The 15659-nt window shown below is 68.9% G+C and carries 15 protein-coding genes; 9 read left to right on the plus strand and 6 right to left on the minus strand.

Annotated features, from left to right (window positions below; translation table 11 throughout):
- Positions 1-12: 12 nt before the first annotated feature.
- Positions 13-702, plus strand: a complete 690-nt coding sequence (modB, locus tag FHT36_RS11135; RefSeq protein WP_169122750.1) for a molybdate ABC transporter permease subunit — start codon at positions 13-15, stop codon at positions 700-702.
- A complete protein-coding gene (gene modC / locus FHT36_RS11140; protein WP_169122565.1) occupies positions 699-1913 on the plus strand; it encodes a molybdenum ABC transporter ATP-binding protein in 1215 nt (404 codons plus the stop codon). The genes modB and modC overlap by 4 nt, the downstream gene beginning before the upstream one ends.
- Here the strand turns inward: modC and FHT36_RS11145 are convergent.
- Both FHT36_RS11145 and FHT36_RS11150 read right to left on the minus strand, forming a co-directional pair.
- Complete coding sequence (locus tag FHT36_RS11145) at positions 1807-2295, minus strand: winged helix-turn-helix domain-containing protein (protein WP_169122566.1); 489 nt, start codon at positions 2293-2295, stop codon at positions 1807-1809. The two genes, modC and FHT36_RS11145, sit on opposite strands and share 107 nt — an antisense overlap.
- A gap of 131 nt (positions 2296-2426) precedes the next feature.
- Positions 2427-3293, minus strand: coding sequence for an FTR1 family protein (locus FHT36_RS11150; RefSeq protein ID WP_169122567.1), 867 nt, complete (start codon positions 3291-3293; stop codon positions 2427-2429).
- A gap of 549 nt (positions 3294-3842) precedes the next feature.
- Here FHT36_RS11150 and FHT36_RS11155 point away from each other — a divergent pair.
- From FHT36_RS11155 to FHT36_RS11180, 6 genes are all read left to right on the plus strand, one after another.
- Positions 3843-5117, plus strand: a complete 1275-nt coding sequence (locus FHT36_RS11155) for an imelysin family protein (protein WP_169122568.1) — start codon at positions 3843-3845, stop codon at positions 5115-5117.
- 24 nt (positions 5118-5141) lie between these two features.
- A complete protein-coding gene (locus FHT36_RS11160) occupies positions 5142-6629 on the plus strand; it encodes a multicopper oxidase family protein (protein ID WP_169122569.1) in 1488 nt (495 codons plus the stop codon).
- 8 nt (positions 6630-6637) lie between these two features.
- Positions 6638-7879: a di-heme oxidoredictase family protein gene (locus FHT36_RS11165; RefSeq protein ID WP_348644430.1), complete on the plus strand. Its 1242-nt coding sequence runs from the start codon at positions 6638-6640 to the stop codon at positions 7877-7879.
- 48 nt (positions 7880-7927) lie between these two features.
- The gene (locus FHT36_RS11170) at positions 7928-9019 is read left to right on the plus strand and encodes an imelysin family protein (RefSeq protein ID WP_169122570.1); all 1092 of its coding nucleotides are present in this window, start codon (positions 7928-7930) and stop codon (positions 9017-9019) included.
- A 16-nt stretch (positions 9020-9035) separates the two neighbouring features.
- On the plus strand, positions 9036-10169 hold the full coding sequence (locus FHT36_RS11175) for a DUF1513 domain-containing protein (protein WP_169122571.1): 1134 nt from the start codon (positions 9036-9038) through the stop codon (positions 10167-10169).
- 80 nt (positions 10170-10249) lie between these two features.
- Positions 10250-10810 carry an NADPH-dependent FMN reductase gene (locus FHT36_RS11180; protein ID WP_246702161.1) on the plus strand — a complete coding sequence of 187 codons (561 nt, stop codon included), beginning with the start codon at positions 10250-10252 and terminating at the stop codon, positions 10808-10810.
- A 7-nt stretch (positions 10811-10817) separates the two neighbouring features.
- Here the strand turns inward: FHT36_RS11180 and queD are convergent, their stop codons facing one another.
- From queD to FHT36_RS11195, 3 genes are all read right to left on the minus strand, one after another.
- Positions 10818-11174 carry a 6-carboxytetrahydropterin synthase QueD gene (gene queD, locus FHT36_RS11185; protein WP_169122752.1) on the minus strand — a complete coding sequence of 119 codons (357 nt, stop codon included), beginning with the start codon at positions 11172-11174 and terminating at the stop codon, positions 10818-10820.
- Positions 11175-11209: 35 nt separating this feature from the next.
- Positions 11210-11845: a 7-carboxy-7-deazaguanine synthase gene (gene queE / locus FHT36_RS11190; RefSeq protein WP_169122573.1), complete on the minus strand. Its 636-nt coding sequence runs from the start codon at positions 11843-11845 to the stop codon at positions 11210-11212.
- 86 nt (positions 11846-11931) lie between these two features.
- Complete coding sequence (locus tag FHT36_RS11195) at positions 11932-13077, minus strand: alpha/beta hydrolase (RefSeq protein WP_169122574.1); 1146 nt, start codon at positions 13075-13077, stop codon at positions 11932-11934.
- Positions 13078-13416: 339 nt separating this feature from the next.
- On the opposite strand from FHT36_RS11195, the gene FHT36_RS11200 reads away from it, so the two are divergent.
- Positions 13417-14382 carry a ring-cleaving dioxygenase gene (locus FHT36_RS11200; protein WP_169122575.1) on the plus strand — a complete coding sequence of 322 codons (966 nt, stop codon included), beginning with the start codon at positions 13417-13419 and terminating at the stop codon, positions 14380-14382.
- Positions 14383-14500: 118 nt separating this feature from the next.
- On the opposite strand, the gene FHT36_RS11205 is transcribed toward FHT36_RS11200, so the two are convergent.
- Positions 14501-15631 carry an aminomethyltransferase family protein gene (locus tag FHT36_RS11205; protein WP_169122576.1) on the minus strand — a complete coding sequence of 377 codons (1131 nt, stop codon included), beginning with the start codon at positions 15629-15631 and terminating at the stop codon, positions 14501-14503.
- Positions 15632-15659 lie beyond the last annotated feature (28 nt).

Raw genomic sequence — 15659 nt, forward strand, 5'->3', positions numbered from 1 at the left:
TTGTTCGAGATGTTGCTCACTCCCGAAGAATGGACGGCCGTGCGGCTGAGCCTCCAGGTGGCTTTTTGGGCCACCCTGTGGAGCCTGCCGCCGGCCATTCTCATTGGCTGGGTGCTCGCCCGGTTCGAATTCCCCGGCAAGGGCATCTTCGACGGCATTGTCCACCTGCCCCTCGTTCTGCCCAAGGTGGTGGTGGGCTATCTGCTGCTCATCGTCCTCGGCAACCGGGGCTATCTCGGCCAGTATCTCCACGAGTGGTTCGGCATCTCGCTCATCTTCTCCACCGCAGGCGCCACGGTGGCGGCGGCGGTGGTGAGCTTCCCGCTCACGGTCAACGCCATCCGCCTCGCCATCGGCGGCATCGACAAGGGCATCGAGACGGCGGCACGCACGCTGGGCGCCAGCAAGCTCGACGCCTTCTTCTCCGTGACCCTGCCGCTGATGATGCCCGGCGTGCTCTCCGGCTGCCTCATCTCGCTGGCCTCGGCGCTGGGCGAGTTCGGCGCCACCATCACCTTCGTCTCGAACGTCGAGGGCCAGACGCGGACGATCCCGCTCGCCATCTACAGCGCCACCCATATGCCCGACGGCGACGCCATGGCGCTGCGCCTGACCGTGGTCTCGGTGGTGCTCGCCCTCGGCTCCCTCATGCTGGCGGAAATGGCGGATAAGCGCATCCGCGTGGCGCTGGGCCAGATATGATCGAGATCGACGTTTCCCTCGCCCGGTCCACCGGTTTTCACCTGAAGGCGAATCTCCGGGCGCCCGAGACGGGCGTGACCGCCCTGTTCGGCCGCTCCGGCTGCGGCAAGACCACGGTGATCCAGCTGGTCGCCGGCTCGCTGACGCCGGACAGCGGGCACATCCGCGTCGGCGACACGGTGTTCTACGACAGGCAGGCGGGCATCAATCTGCCCATGGAGCAGCGCGCGGTCGGCTACGTGTTCCAGGACGCGCGGCTGTTCCCGCACATGACCATCGAGAACAACCTGCGCTACGGCGAGCGCCGCACCAAACGGCCGCGCACCATCCAGTTCGATGCCGTGGTGGAGATGCTGGGCGTCGGCCACCTGCTGAAGCGCCGGCCGCACACCCTGTCCGGCGGCGAGAAGCAGCGCATCGCCATCGGCCGGGCGCTGCTCTCCCAGCCGCGCCTGCTGCTGATGGACGAGCCCCTCGCTTCCCTGGACGAGATGCGCAAGGGCGAGATCCTGCCTTATCTGGAGCGCCTGCGGGACGAGCTGAGCCTGCCCATCCTCTATGTCAGCCACTCCATCGAGGAGGTGCTGCGCCTCGCCGATGCGGTGGCGGCGCTTTCGGACGGCAAGGTCATCGCCTGCGGCCCCCTTTCCGACGTGCTGTCGCGGCCCGAGCTGCTGCCGGTGATCGGCCGCTTCGACATCGGCACGATCCTCGATTGCACGGTGACGGCGCACGATCCCGACCTCGGCCTCTCCACGGTTTCGTTCGCCGACGGCGAATTGCGCGTGCCGCTCGTCGGCCGCCCGGTGGGCGCGCCGGCGCGGGCGCGCATCCGCTCGCGCGACGTGTCGCTCTCCCTGTCGCGGCCCATGGACGTGTCGGTGACGAACCGCATTTCCGGCACCATCTCCGCCATCACCCGCGCGGAAGGCCCGTTCTCGGAGGTGGAGCTGGCCCTTTCCGCCGGGCGCCTCAGCTCGCTGGTGACCCAGGAAAGCGTGCTGCGCCTCGGCCTTGAGCCCGGCATGCAGGTGTGGGCGATGATCAAGGCGGTGACTGTGGACAGCCGCCCCCCGGGCTTCCACTCGCCCGGCGCGGAATTCGTCAGCCCACCTGTTTCGCGACCGGCCCGGCCAGCGGCGAATCCGCCTCAGGATCCCCCGGCTCTGCGTGTGATTTCGGGTGGTAGTCCGCCGAAAGGGCAGACGTAAGCTCGTCCAGCGCCCCGCTGGTGGCCTTGGCCGCCTGCCGTTCCATGGCGCGATAGAGCGCGATCACCCGCTCGCCGAAGGCCGTCACCTCGGTGCCCGCGCCACGCCGGCCCGGGAAAGTGACGATCACGCGCTGCTCGAACATGCGGTCCAGCTCGTCCACCAGCAGCCAGGCGCGGCGATAGCTCATGCCGATGGCCTTGGCGGCGGCGAGGATGGAGCGGTGTTCGCGGATCGCTTCCAAGAGCTTGATCTTGCCCGGCCCGAGGCGCCGGCCGTCGGCGAAGTCCACGCGCAGGAACAGGCGGGTTGCGTCCCGGCCCTGCCCTTCCTTGCCGCGGCTTTCCTTGCTGCGGCCACTGCCGCCCGTTCCGCCGCCCATGGTGCTTCTCCTCGGATGCCGCCCGGCGCGCCTCCTGCGCCGCGTGTCCCGGAGTCCGGAACATCGCGCGTCAGCATACCGGAAGCCGCAGGCCGCGGAAACGCCCCAGCGGAATGGAGGCGCCCGGAAGATCAGGCGCGGGAAACGTGGCCGCCGGCCGAGTGACCGGCGCCCTGACGGCGCGGGGCGGCGGAAAGCCGTCCGTTGACGATGGCGGAGAGGCCGAGGATGACCACCACCGTTGCCACATAGGCGATCACCTGCATGCCTGTGGGCTCGGCGCGGTAGCCGATGAGCGTGCGCAGCACACGGCCCAGTGCGCTGTCATCCGCCAGCAGCCAGCTGGAATTCCACACCGGGTCGGCCAGCGACTGGATGAAGCCGGAATCCTGCAGAATGCCCACCACCTGCGCAGCAAGGCCGGCAGCCAGCAGCGTGATGAGGACGGACGTGACCTTGAACAGGTGCTTGAGCGGGATGGCCACGAGACCGCGATAGAGCAGCAGCGACAGGGCCGCGCCGCCGGCGAGGCCCGCAAGGCCGCCGAGGGCCACCTGGGCGGGCGTATCCGCGCCGGTGCTGGCGATGCCATAGAGGAAGAGCACGATCTCCACGCCCTCGCGCAGCACCGCCATGCCGACGACGATGGCGAGCGCGGCGAGCGGCTTGCGCCCCTCCTTCACGTCGCGGCCGACCTCCCGCATCTCCATGACCATGTGCTTGCCGTGGCTCGCCATCCAGACGACCGTCCACACCAGCATGACCACCGCGACGGAGAGGATGGCGGCGTTCAGGATATCCTGCCCCGAGCCGTCGAAGGTGGAGGCGATGGTGTCGGCGAAGAGCGCAAGGACCGCCGAGCCGGCGATGCCGCCGAGAATGCCGAGGCTGATCCACAGGCCGCGATGGCGGATGCCCTCGGAGGCGGCGAGCACCACGCCGGTGACGATGCCGGCCTCGAGGACTTCACGGAACACGATCAGAAGCGCGGCAATCATCGCGACCTGTCCTTCTTGTCCCCGACGGCCGCTGCCGGCACGCACGAGCGGGCACAAACACTGCCCTCAGGGCCATCGCCCCATGGCGTGATGATCGCCGAAGGGACGAAAACCAATTGAATATGACGAAACCCTATCACCCGCGGGCCGGCCCTGTCACCGCAACGGCAGAGGTTTGGAATTGTTCAAATGAAAAGCTGAGGGCCCGCATCCAAGCCGATCAGACTATAGTTGAAGGGCGCCCGCGCTCGGCGGCAAACGGCGCACGTTCAGCGTTTGCAGCCACGCGCGACGAAAAGACCCGAGGCGCCGCGGATACAAGTGACGTAACGTCTTCTACTAAGGAGTGCGTCGCTTTGACTTGGGGGCGACAAGTCGAGGCCCCGCAGTCTGGACATGGAACAATTCCATTATTTTCCCAAGCGCTTGCCCGCCACCAGCCCGCCTCATACTCTCCGCGGCGACGGGGCAAAGGCCCCGGTTCCGGTTGTCCCGGCCCCGGCTGTCGGGCGCCGGCTTCCATTTGCGAATTTCGAGGAGAGAAGGTCGATGCGCGCGCATTTTCTCGGCGCAGTCATCGCGTCAGTCGCAGCCTTCGCGAGCCCCGTGCTCGCGGACGCGCCGAAGCCGCGTGATGTGATCGTCCACTATGCCGACCTCGCCGAGGTGATGTACGGCACGTCCGCCGCCACGGCCAAGGACATGCAGAAGGCCATCGACGCCTTCCTCGCCGCCCCCAGCGCCGACAGCCTCGGCAAGGCGCGCGATGCCTGGAAGGCGGCCCGGGTCTATTACCAGCAGACCGAGGCCTTCCGCTTCGGCAACAAGATCGTCGACGAGTGGGAAGGCAATGTGAACGCCTGGCCGCTCGACGAAGGCCTCATCGATTACGTGGACAAGAAGAGCTACGGCGAGAAGTCGGACGAGAACCCGCTCTACACCGCCAACGTGATCGCGTCGAAGTCCATCCGCATCGGCAAGAAGACGGTGGACGTCACCAAGATCACGCCCAAGCTGCTGCACGAGCTGAATTCGGCCGGCGGCGTCGAGGCGAACGTGGGCTCCGGCTGGCACGCGATCGAATTCCTGCTGTGGGGCCAGAACCTCCACAATGCGACGCCCAGCCAGGGCCAGCGCCCCTATACCGACTATGACCTGAAGAACTGCACCAACGGCAATTGCGACCGCCGCGGCGAATATCTCAAGGTCGCCACCCAGACGCTGGTGGCCGATCTCGACGAGATGACCGGCCTGTGGGGCGCCAAGGGCAAGGCCCGCGCCGCGCTCATCAAGAAGAACGACAAGGCCGGCCTTGCCACCATCTTCACCGGCCTCGGCTCCCTCTCCTACGGCGAGCTTGCCGGCGAGCGCATGAAGCTCGGCCTCATCCTCCATGATCCGGAGGAGGCGCACGACTGCTTCTCCAACAACACCCAGAACGCGCACTATTACGACGAAGTGGGCATCCGCGACGTCTATTACGGCACCTTCGTGAAGCCGGACGGTTCCAAGGTCACCGGCCCCTCGGTCGCCGACCTCATCCGCGCCGTCGACCCGAAGATCGCCGACGAGATCGACGCCAAGTCCGACGCCGCGCTGGCGGCCCTCAAGGCCCTGAAGGACGTGGCGGATTCCGGCGAGATCACCTACGACAAGATGCTGGAAGAGGGGAACACCAAGGGCGCCAAGCTGATCCAGGACGGCGTGGACGCCCTCGTGGCCCAGGCCCACGCCATCGAGCGCGGCGTCGCGGCCCTCAAGCTCCAGATCAAGATGGAAGGCTCCAAGAGCCTGGACGACCCGAAGACCGTGAAGAAGAAGTGAGACCATGACGATGGGACGGACGCGATGATCTCGCGTCGGGCGCTGCTGGCCGGCGCGGCGGCTGCGGGTGCGGTGGGGTTCGCCCCCTCCGCCCTCGGCCGCGTGCCGGCCTCCGTGGACACCCTGCCGAAGAGCGCGCCGGTCCGCCGGCTCGCCCTCTCGGCGGCGGAAATGGAGATGCCGCTGCTCGGGCCGGGCAAGCCGGTCACGAAGGGCTTCTGCGCCTATAACGGCACGCCCTTTCTCACCCTGCGCGCGCCGGTCGGCACGCGTCTGATGGTGGATTTCGAGAACCGCCTGCCGGATCTCACCACCGTCCACTGGCACGGCGTGCGCGTGCCCTATCTTTCGGATGGCGTCTCGCCCCTCACCCAGGCGCCGATCCCGGCGGGCAGCACCTTCACCTACAACGTGCCCCTGCCCGATCCGGGCTTCTATTTCTTCCATCCCCATTGCGACGAGACGGGCCAGGTGGGCCGTGGCCTCGTCGGCCTGCTCGTGGTGGACGATCCCGCCGAGGCGAAGCTGGGCTTCGATGCCGAGCACTTCATCGTGGTGAAGGACTGGCGGCTCGACGAGAGAGACGGGCGCTGGCTGGAGATGTTCACCGATGAGGGTGCCTCCACCGCCGGCACCTTCGGCACGGTGCGCGCCACCAACGGCTCCATCGTGCCGCCCCGCGTCGAGGCGCCGGCCTATGGCGACGTGCGGCTGCGGGTGATCGTCGCCGATTCCACCCGCACCATCGATTTCGGCTGCGAGACGGAAGACGCGGCCATCATCGCCATCGACGGTCAGGCCCTGACGCCGCTGCCGCTCTCCAAGCTGCCGAACGAGATCTGGCGCATGGGCCCGGCCATGCGAATCGACGTGCATGTGCGCATGCCCGGCCCCGGCGAAGAGGTGAAGGTCTACGACTACCGCACCGCCGAGCCCTATCTGCTCACCACGCTGGTCGGCGTCGACGCTCCTGGGAACAAGCCGGGCCGCAAGAAGACCGCCTTCCGCCCCAAGGCGCTGCCCCCCGCCAAGGTGCCGCTGCCGGACGTGAAGCGCGCCAGCCGCATCGACTATCTCGTGCAGACCGCCGCCGGCCCCATCGTGAGCGGCGATCCGCTGCCGCCGGACGATCCGCTGGCCAAGGCGCTCATCGCCTCCGCCTGCGTGGGCAGCAAGACCTTCTGGGCCATCAACCGCAATTCCTGGGGCGCCGGCGCGGACCTGCGCCTGCCGCCGCCGCTGGCGACGCTGAAGGACGGGGCGAGCTACGTCGTCTCCATCACCAACGTCACCAAGCACGTCCACCCCATGCACCTGCATGGGCATGTGTTCCGCGTGCTGTCCTCCTCCAAGAAGAAGGACATCCCGCCCTATCTCGCCGATACGGTCATGACCGAGCCCAACGAGACGGTGGAGATCGCCTTCCGCGCCGCCAGCGGCGACTGGGTGTTCCACTGCCACATCCTGGAGCACATGGATTCCGGTCTCATGGGCTGGATCAGGGTGGTGTGAGCGTGCGCGTGCGTCTTCTCCTCGCGCTGCTCGCCGCCCTCTCCGCGACGCCCGCCGCCGCCGAAACCCTGGACAAGCTGGACCTCGCCATCGGCAAGGCCCTGTTCAAGCGACCGTGGGTGCCCGCCCCCGCCTCGACCCGGGGCGATGACGGCCTCGGCCCGCTGTTCGATGCCAGATCCTGCGCCACCTGCCATCCCGCCGACCGCCGCGCCCCGGCGCGTCTGGAGAACGGCACGGCGGAGCGCGGCTTCGTGCTGATGATCGGACGGCCGGACGGCACCGGCGATCCCGTCTATGGCCGGCGCTTCCAGATCGATGCGGTCCCCGGCATTCCGGGCGAGGGCATGATCGGCGTCACCGACACGCCGCTGCCGGACGGGCGTATCGCCCGCAAGCCGCACCCGGAGGCGCTGGGCTATGGCCCGCTCGATCCCGCGAGCGGCCTCTCCCTGCGCGTGGGGCCGGACCTCAAGGGCCGCGGCGCGCTGGCTGCCGTGCCCGATGCCGCCATCCTCGCGGTGGAGCGGGAGCAGGCGAAGGGCACCGACGGTGTGAAGGGCATGGCGCGGCGCGTCACCCTCGCCGATGGCAGCACCGCCATCGGCCGCTTCGGCTGGAAGGCGTCGCAGCCCGATCTGGCGCGGCAGTCGGCGGAAGCCTTCTTCCTCGATCTCGGCCTCTCCAACCGCTTCCATCCCGAGCCGTGGGGCGATTGCACGCCCACCCAGACCGCCTGCCGGCAGGCCCTCCACGGCAATGCCAACGCCACCTCCGGAGATGCGGACGACGAACTGGAAATCGGCTCGGCGGTCCTCGACCGGGTGGTGGCCTATGTGGCCTCCCTGCCCCAGCCCGAGCCGGAAGACCTGCCCAAGGCCGAGGCGAAACGCGGAGCGGCGCTTTTTACCTCCACCGGCTGCGCCCAGTGCCACCGGCCGTCTCTGCCCACCGCAGGCGGCGGAGCGGCGCGCATGTATACCGATTTGCTGCTGCACGAGATGGGGCCGGACCTCGGCGATACCATGCCGGAGCCGGGCGTCGGCGCCTCGCAATGGCGCACCGCGCCGCTTGCCGGCCTCTCCGATGCGCTCGCCGCGAACACCGGCCTACTGCACGATGGCCGCGCGCGCACGGTGGAGGAGGCGATTGCCTGGCATGGCGGCGAGGCGGCGACGGCGCAGCGGCGCTTCGGCGCGCTCCCGCCCAAGGACAGGGCGACGCTGGTGCGGTACGTTTCTTCCCTGTGATTTTGGCCGGCTCCTGCCGGTGTGGACCTGATATTGCGGATCGACGTCATGATCGAAGCCACGCGCCTTTCCTCCTTCCGCCTTGCCGGCGCGGCCATCGCGGCCGCGCTCGCCTTCGGGACAGGCCCCGCCGCCGCGGCCGATCCGAAGCTCGATCCCGTGCCGCTCATCGAGGGCTGGCTGCTGCCGCGCTACGATGCGCTGGTCGCCGCCACCGCCGCGCAGGCCAAGGCCTGGGCCGCCTTCTGCCCCGCCCCCTCGGCTGCCGGCGTCGCGCCGCTCAAGGAGGCTTACGGCAAGGCCGCGGATGCGTGGAACGCGGTGGAATTCGTGACCTTCGGCCCCATCACCCTATCGCTCCGGGCCGACCGCATCTCCTTCTTCCCGGACCGGCGCAACGGCATCAGCCGTGGGCTGTCCGAGATCATCGCCGACAGCGATCCTACCCGCCTCGCGCCCGAGCGCTTTGCCCAGTCGAGCGCGGCGGTGCAGGGCCTGCCGGCGCTGGAGCGGCTGCTCTATGAGGAGGGCGCGGCCGAGGCGCTGGTCGCCGGCCCCGAGGCCGCGCGGCGCTGCGCACTCGGCACCGCCATCGCCAACAACCTCGCCACCATCACGGGGGAAATCCGCACCGCCTGGGGCGACAAGTCCTCCGGCGTGCTCGGCGCCATCGTCTCCGGCAAGGGCGATCCGGCCCTGTTCCCGGATGTGGGCGCCCTGCCCGGCATGATCCTCACCGACCTCTCCGGCGCCTACCAGCGCGTGACCGACACCAAGCTGCTGCCCGTGCTCGGCGCCAGCCCCGCCGATGCCAAGCCGATGGTCGCCGACAGCTGGCGCTCCGGCCGCTCCGGCCGCGTCGCCGCCAACATGATCCGCAGTGCCGACGCGCTCCTCGTCGCCGTGGGGGCGCAGATGCCGAGCCGGCCGCAATATGTGGTCACCAAGGCCGCCACCGCCGCCGATGCCGCCGCCGACAAGTTGCCCGCCGACATCGGCGCCGCGGCCGCCACCGCGTCGGGCGCGCAGGGCATCCAGGCCACCATCAAGACCTTCAAGGCGGCGCAGCTCGCCGTCTACAAGCCCATCGCCTCCTATTTCGGCATCTCGCTGGGCTTCAACGCCCTCGATGGCGACTGAGGCAAGGGCGACTGACATGCGCGCGCGCCTCGACCACGCCCCGCTCATCGGCCGCCGCGGCCTGTTGCTCGGCGGCGCCGCGCTTCTCGCCGCCGCCGCCCTGCCGGGCGGCCTGCACGCCGCCGAGCTGGACGAGGGCTGGCTGGCGACGGCGGGCGTGGGCGAGGGGTTCGCCGCCGTCGGACTCGACCCCAGCTTCGCGGCCACACCGGAGGCCCCCTCCGAGGCCCGCCTCCACGGCATCGAGGCGAGCCCGGTGGGCCCGCTCGCGGTGGCGGTGGGGCGGCGGCCGGGGCGCATCGCTTTGGTCTTCGACCGGCGCAAGGGCGGCGTGGTCGCAAGCTTCGGGCCGGGCGAGGGCCGCGTCTTCTCCGGCCATGGCCGCTTCACCGCGGACGGCCGGCTGTTCCTGACCAACGAGATCGAACGCCCCGCCGACGGTGTGCGCGTCATGGGCCGGGGCGTCGTGGCTGTGCGGGCGGTGGACGGCGGCTTCGCCATCCGTGACGAATGGGGGAGCGGCGGCGACGGCCCGCATGATCTGATGCGCTCGGGCGCCGCCCTGGTCATCGCCAATGGCGGCATCGAGCCCAACACACCGGAGGCGCGCGACGCCGAGGTGACCGGCTCCGGCATCACCCTCGTGGACCCCGCCACCGGTGCCGTGCGCGGCGAGGGGAAGCTATCCCCGGATCTCGCGAGCCTGTCGCTCCGCCACCTCGCCCGCGACGGCAATGGCGGCACGGTGGTGGCGGCGCAGGACCTCTTGAAGGACGGCGAGGCGCGCCCCCTCCTCTTCCGCATCGCCGCCGATGGCGCGCTCACGCCCTTCGACGCGCCGGACGACGCCTGGCGGGCGCTGCGCGGCTATGTGGGGTCGGTGGCCTATGATCCCTCCGGCCGCTTCGTCGCCTGCGCCACCCCGCGCGGCAACCAGGTCGCCGTCTGGCAGGCGGACGGGCGCTATATCGGCGCGGTGCCCCTCACCGATGGCTGCGGCCTTGCGGCGGGAGCGGAGGCGGGCACGTTCGTCGCCGCCTCGGGCTATGGGGAAGTGATCGTGGTCAAGGCCGCGCCCGAGGGCGTTTCCATCACCGCGCGGCGCACCGGCGGGCCGCGATACGACAACCACATGGTGCGTATCGGCTGATTTTCGCCGGGGCACACGCAACCTTCCTGTTTTTGCGCCATTATCCGCTCGTGCCCATGGCGGGCAGCGGGAGAATGGCGATGAACTGGGTCGTGCTGGTCGGCAGCGTTCGCAAGGGATCCCTCAATGCCGCGCTGGCCCGCGCGCTGGCGGGCATCGCACCGGAGGGGACGACGCTGGAAATCCTGCCCTCCATCGCCGAATTCCCCATCTATGACGGGGACATCGAGGCGGAGGGCTTCCCCGCCCCGGTGACGGCAATGGGCGCCAAGGTCGCGGCGGCGGATGCGCTCGTCATCGTAACGCCGGAATACAACTACTCGGTTCCGGGCGGCCTCAAGAACGCGGTCGACTGGCTGTCGCGGCTGAAGCCGCAGCCGCTCTCCGGCAAGCCCACCCTCATCATGTCCGCCTCGCCCAGCACCATGGGGGGTGGGCGCTCCCAATATCACCTGCGGCAGGTTCTGGTGGCGCTCAACGCCCACGTCATGAACGTACCGGAGGTGATGGTCGCCCAGGCCCACACCAAGATCGCCGACGGCATCGTCACCGATCCGGGCACGCTGGACTTCGTGAAGAAGCAGCTCGCCGCCTTCGCGACCTTCGTGAAGAAGGCGCAGGCCGGGGATGCGGCGGGCTGAGGCCCGCTCAGCCCTCGCTGTATTCGGCGTAGGACATGGGCGTCTCGTAGACCCGCACCGAGGCGAGCGTGGGCAGGAGCGGCTTCATGCGCGTCCAGATCCACGCCGCGATGATCTCGGCGGTGGGGTTTTCCAGCCCGGCGATGTCGTTGAGGCAATAATGGTCCAGCTGCTTCAGCAGCGGGCCGAAGGCGTTCTCGACGTCGAAGAAGTCCACCACGAAGCCGGTGACGGGGTCCACCGGGCCCTCGAGCGCAAGATCCACGCGATAGGAATGGCCGTGCATGCGCCGGCAGCGGTGGGTTTCCGGCACGTTGGGCAGGAAATGCGCGGCCTCGAACGTGAAGCCCTGGGTGATCCGCACGCGGCCGGGCAGCGCCGCCGGGGTGTCACGGGTGGTCATGGAATTCCGATCATCTTGTGGGTCTGGACGGACAGGCGCCAGCGCGGGTTGGCAAGGCAATAGGCCACCGCCGCCTCGGTGTTCGCGCGGCGATCCGGCCCGTCCATGGGCTGCAGGAAGAAATGGGTAAAGGCGAGGCCCGCGACGCTGGCGGGGTCGAGGCCGGCCTGCGGGAAGACGAGCTTCAGCTCGTGCCCGGCGCGCTGCTTCAGCTCGGTGCCGGCCTTGGGGCTGACGCAGATCCAGTCGAGCCCTTCCGGAGCGGCAACCGTTCCGTTGGTCTCCACCGCGATCTCGAAACCGCGCGCATGCACCGCCGCGATGGCCGCCGGATCAAGCTGGAGCATGGGCTCGCCGCCGGTGAAGACGACGAAGCGGCGCTCAATGCCGGCCTCTCCCCATACGGCAGCGATGGCCTCGGCCAGGGCGTCGGCATCGGCGAAGCGGCCGCCGCCCTCGCCATCCATGCCGACGAAATCGGTGTCGCAGAAACGGCATTGGGCGGCGGCGCGATCTTCCTCCCGTCCGGACCACAGGTTGCACCCCGCGAACCGGCAGAAGACGGCAGCACGCCCCGCCTGCGCCCCCTCCCCCTGAAGGGTGAGGAACATTTCCTTGACTGAATAGGCCATGAGGCGACGCCTTTAGACCGAACGCGCCCGCGAGGGAAGCGCTGGCCGGGCATGGCACATCCGCGAATGGCTCGCCGGCGCGGCCCCTATTGCGCCGGGGCCGGCTGGGCAGCGGCCGGCAGGGCCGGGCCGGGAGGCTGTGCGGCGCGGGCCTGATCGAGGCCGGTGATACGCACGCCCTGCAACTGCACAGTGTTGGAGGTGGCCGTTCCGCTGGCGCTGGCTATGGTGCCCTGAAGCTGCGGCGCCATCTCGGCGAGCTGGGCGAACTTGCCGTGGTTGAAGCTGTCGAGGGCCTTCACGTCGGTCATGTCCACCACCACGGCGCCCAACTCCACCAGCTCGGTGTCATTGGCATATTCCCCGAGCCGCGGCTTCTTGCCGGCGAGGAAGTCGGAGAAGCCGAGCGCCTTGTCATCCCGCGAGATGACCACGACGAACGGCTTCGGCGGCTTGCCGAAGCGGCGCAGCTGGGTCTTGAACACATCCACGTCGATGTCGGGCGCGGCGAGGATGATGTTGCCGATCTTGTTCGCCGGCAGCGTCTTGCCGGAGATGCGGATCTGCCGCAGGGCCTCCACCGTCAGCCAGTTGCCCATGGAATGGGCGAGGATGCTCACCTGGTCCGCGCCGCTGCTGAAGGCGAGGCGGATGGTCTCTTCAAGCTGGTCGCGGGCGGCGGTGGCGCTGTTGTTGTCGTAGACATAGCCCTCGGTGGTCGCCCGCGAGGCCCAGGTGAAGAGGACCGGCACAGCAGGCGCATCGGAATCCGTCGCCATCTGCGCGAGGCGGTAGAGCGCCTCGGAGAACATGGTGTTGTAGCCATGCACGAAGATGAAAACGTTGCGCTTGCCGGCCGGCCGGCGGGCCAGCTCGCTCTTCAGGTCGCGCAGGAACTCGCTTTGGGTGTCGCGATAGATGGCCTCGCGCACCACCATGTCGGTGGCGGGATTGCCGAGGCCGTTCTTGGGCCACTCGATCTCCCCCGGCCGGTGGGACGGCGGGACGGAGAGGTCGATCTTCGCGAAATTGAGCTGGGCGGAGCGTTCGCCATTAAAGAAGACGCCGGGGCGCGGATCGCGCTCGCGGGTGGAGGCAACGAGGATCACCTGCTCGCGCGCGCCTTCCGCCAGCGGAGCGGAAACCGGGACGAGGGCATCGATGCCGGGGCGGTCGGAGCAGCCGGCCATCAGCAGAACGGCCGTCGCGGCCGCCATTATGCGCAGCGCCATGGAGCGCGACCCCATCCGGCGCTGATCAGCCCGCTCAGTCCCCCGCTCGTCCACTGCTCGCAATTGCACGTCCCCCTCGTAGAGCGGACTTCATCGCACAAACAATGAGGCGTTTGAACGGCGTTCGCCGGAAATGCTGAACACCGGTTGCGGGATGCCATCCGGTGACGCTCACGATTCAACAACATTGCAGAAGAGGCGAAAGGCGGAAGCATTCCGGGGAGCGTGATTGCAAATCAGCAAATCCGGATTGCGCCCGTGGTTCTCGTCCCGCGGCGGCTTCGCGCCTATCTCTGGCACCAGACAGACACGAGGCTCCGCGCGCCGGAGGAGGACGCCATGCAGAACACCACTGAGACCACCGGGCCGCTGACCGGACTTCACCACGTCACGGCCATTACGGCGGATGCGCCCTACAACCACCGCTTCTACACGCAGACGCTCGGCATGCGCCTGGTGAAGAAGACGGTGAATCAGGATGACGTCTCCGCCTACCACCTCTTCTATGCCGATGGGGAAGCAAACCCCGGCACCGACCTGACCTTCTTCGATTGGCCGGTGCCGCGCGAGCACCGGGGCACCCATGCCGCCGTGCGGACCTCGCTGCGGGTGCGCGATGAGGCGGCGCTGGAATACTGGGCCGCGCGCCTCACCGACGCCGGCGTTTCCCATGCCGGCATCGAGACCCGCGACGACCGCCACCAGCTTCCCTTCGAGGACCGCGAGGGCCAGCGCCTCGCCTTGATCGTCGATGACGGCAAGGGGCCAGGCGTGCCCTGGGCGAAGAGCCCGGTGCCGGAGGCGCACCAGATCCGCGGCCTCGGGCCGATCCTGATCTCGGTGCCGGACCTTGCGCCCACGGCCGCCGTGCTCATCCACGTGATGGGCATGAAGGAGGTGCGCAGCTATGCCGCCGAGGACGGCCGCGCCATCCATGTGTTCGAGATGGGCACGGGTGGCCCCGCCGCCGAAGTGCATGTGAAGGTGGAGCCGGGCCTTTCCCCCGCCGGACAGGGCGCGGGCGCGGTGCACCATGTGGCTTTCCGCGTCACCACCTTCGACCAGTACGAGGAGTGGGCGCGGCGGCTGAAGGAGCTGCGCATTCCCAATAGCGGGATGGTGGATCGCTTCTACTTCCGCTCGCTCTATTTCCGCGAGCCCAACGGCGTGCTGTTCGAGCTGGCCACCGACGGGCCGGGATTTGCTGCCGACGAAGACGCAGCCCACCTCGGCGAACGCCTCGCCCTGCCGCCCTTCCTGGAAGGCCGCCGCGCCGCCATCGAGGCCGGGCTGAAGCCCCTCTGAGGCGAGGGGCTGGCCAGCCCGCGCGGCGCCTGAGCGAAGGCGGCTCCAAACGCAAAAAAGGCCGGCCGGACGGGGAAATCCCGTCCGGCCGGCCTTTTGTTTGCGCCTCAGACGGGCGTCAGGCCCGCTCTTCCAGCGGATGCGTGCGCAGCCGCATGGGATCGTAGAAGGGGGTGCGCACCACGTTGGCCTCGAAGCTCTCGTCCCCGTCCACCACGGTGAGCGCGGTGCCGAGCGCGGTGACGTCGGGTCGCAGCGAGACCAGCGCCAAGGATTTCATGAGGTGGCGGCTGTAGGTGGTGGAATTCACCACGCCCACCTCGGCGCCATCCTTGAGGATCTTCGCGCCGGGCGTGATCGCCTTCGCCGCCAGCACCTCGAGGCCGGCCTGATGGGTGCGTTCCGTGCCCTTGCGGGCGAGGAGCGCGGCCTTGCCGCGGAAGTCCGGCTTGGAGAGGTCCACGGACCAGTCCATCAGCACTTCGAAGGGCGTGGTGTCCTTGTGTGGCATGTCGAAGGGGAAGAAGAGCAGCGAACCTTCCACCCGCACGATGTCGAGGCAGTCCCACGACACGGGCATAGCGCCGAACGGCTTGCCCACCTCGAGGATCTTGTCCCAGAGGAAGACCGCATCCTTGGCCGCGCAGAAGACTTCGTAGCCGCGCTCAGCCGAATAGCCGCCGCGGGCGAGAGACACCGGGATGCCGAACAGGGTGGTCTTGCCGTGCCCGAAATAGGGCAGGTCCTTCAGCACCATGGGGGTGTGGGGGGAGAGGATGTCGAGGGCGAGCGGGCCCTGCAGGGACAGGATGTGGACGTCGTTGTCACGGGAGAAGGTGACGTCGAAGCCCTGCGCCACCACCGGCAGCGCCTCTTCCAGCGCGCCGCCGCCGTGGGAGAGGCGAAACTTGCCGTCGCCGTCCACATAGACGAGCACGTCGTCGATGAGCCCGCCTTCGTCGTCGACGATGGACGAGATCATGGAACGGCCGGCCGGGATCTTGGCGATGTCGGCGGTGAGCAGCTTGTTGAGGAAGGCGAGGGAGTCCGGCCCCGAGAGGTCGATGATCTTGAGCGCGGACACATCGAAGAGGCCGGCCCGAGTGCGCACAGTCTCCGTCTCCACATAGGGATCGGTCGCGTAGTGCTGGGGGATCGCCATGTCGTTCCAGGATTCCTCCAGCTTGGAGCCGAGTTCCCGGTGGCGGTCGTTGAGGATCGATTGGCGCCAGATGGTCGCGCTGGTCATGTGCCCTCTCTTGAAGGATGCCGGCCCG

This window comes from Xanthobacter sp. SG618 (assembly GCF_012932745.1).
Classification (GTDB): Bacteria; Pseudomonadota; Alphaproteobacteria; order Rhizobiales; family Xanthobacteraceae; genus Xanthobacter; species Xanthobacter flavus.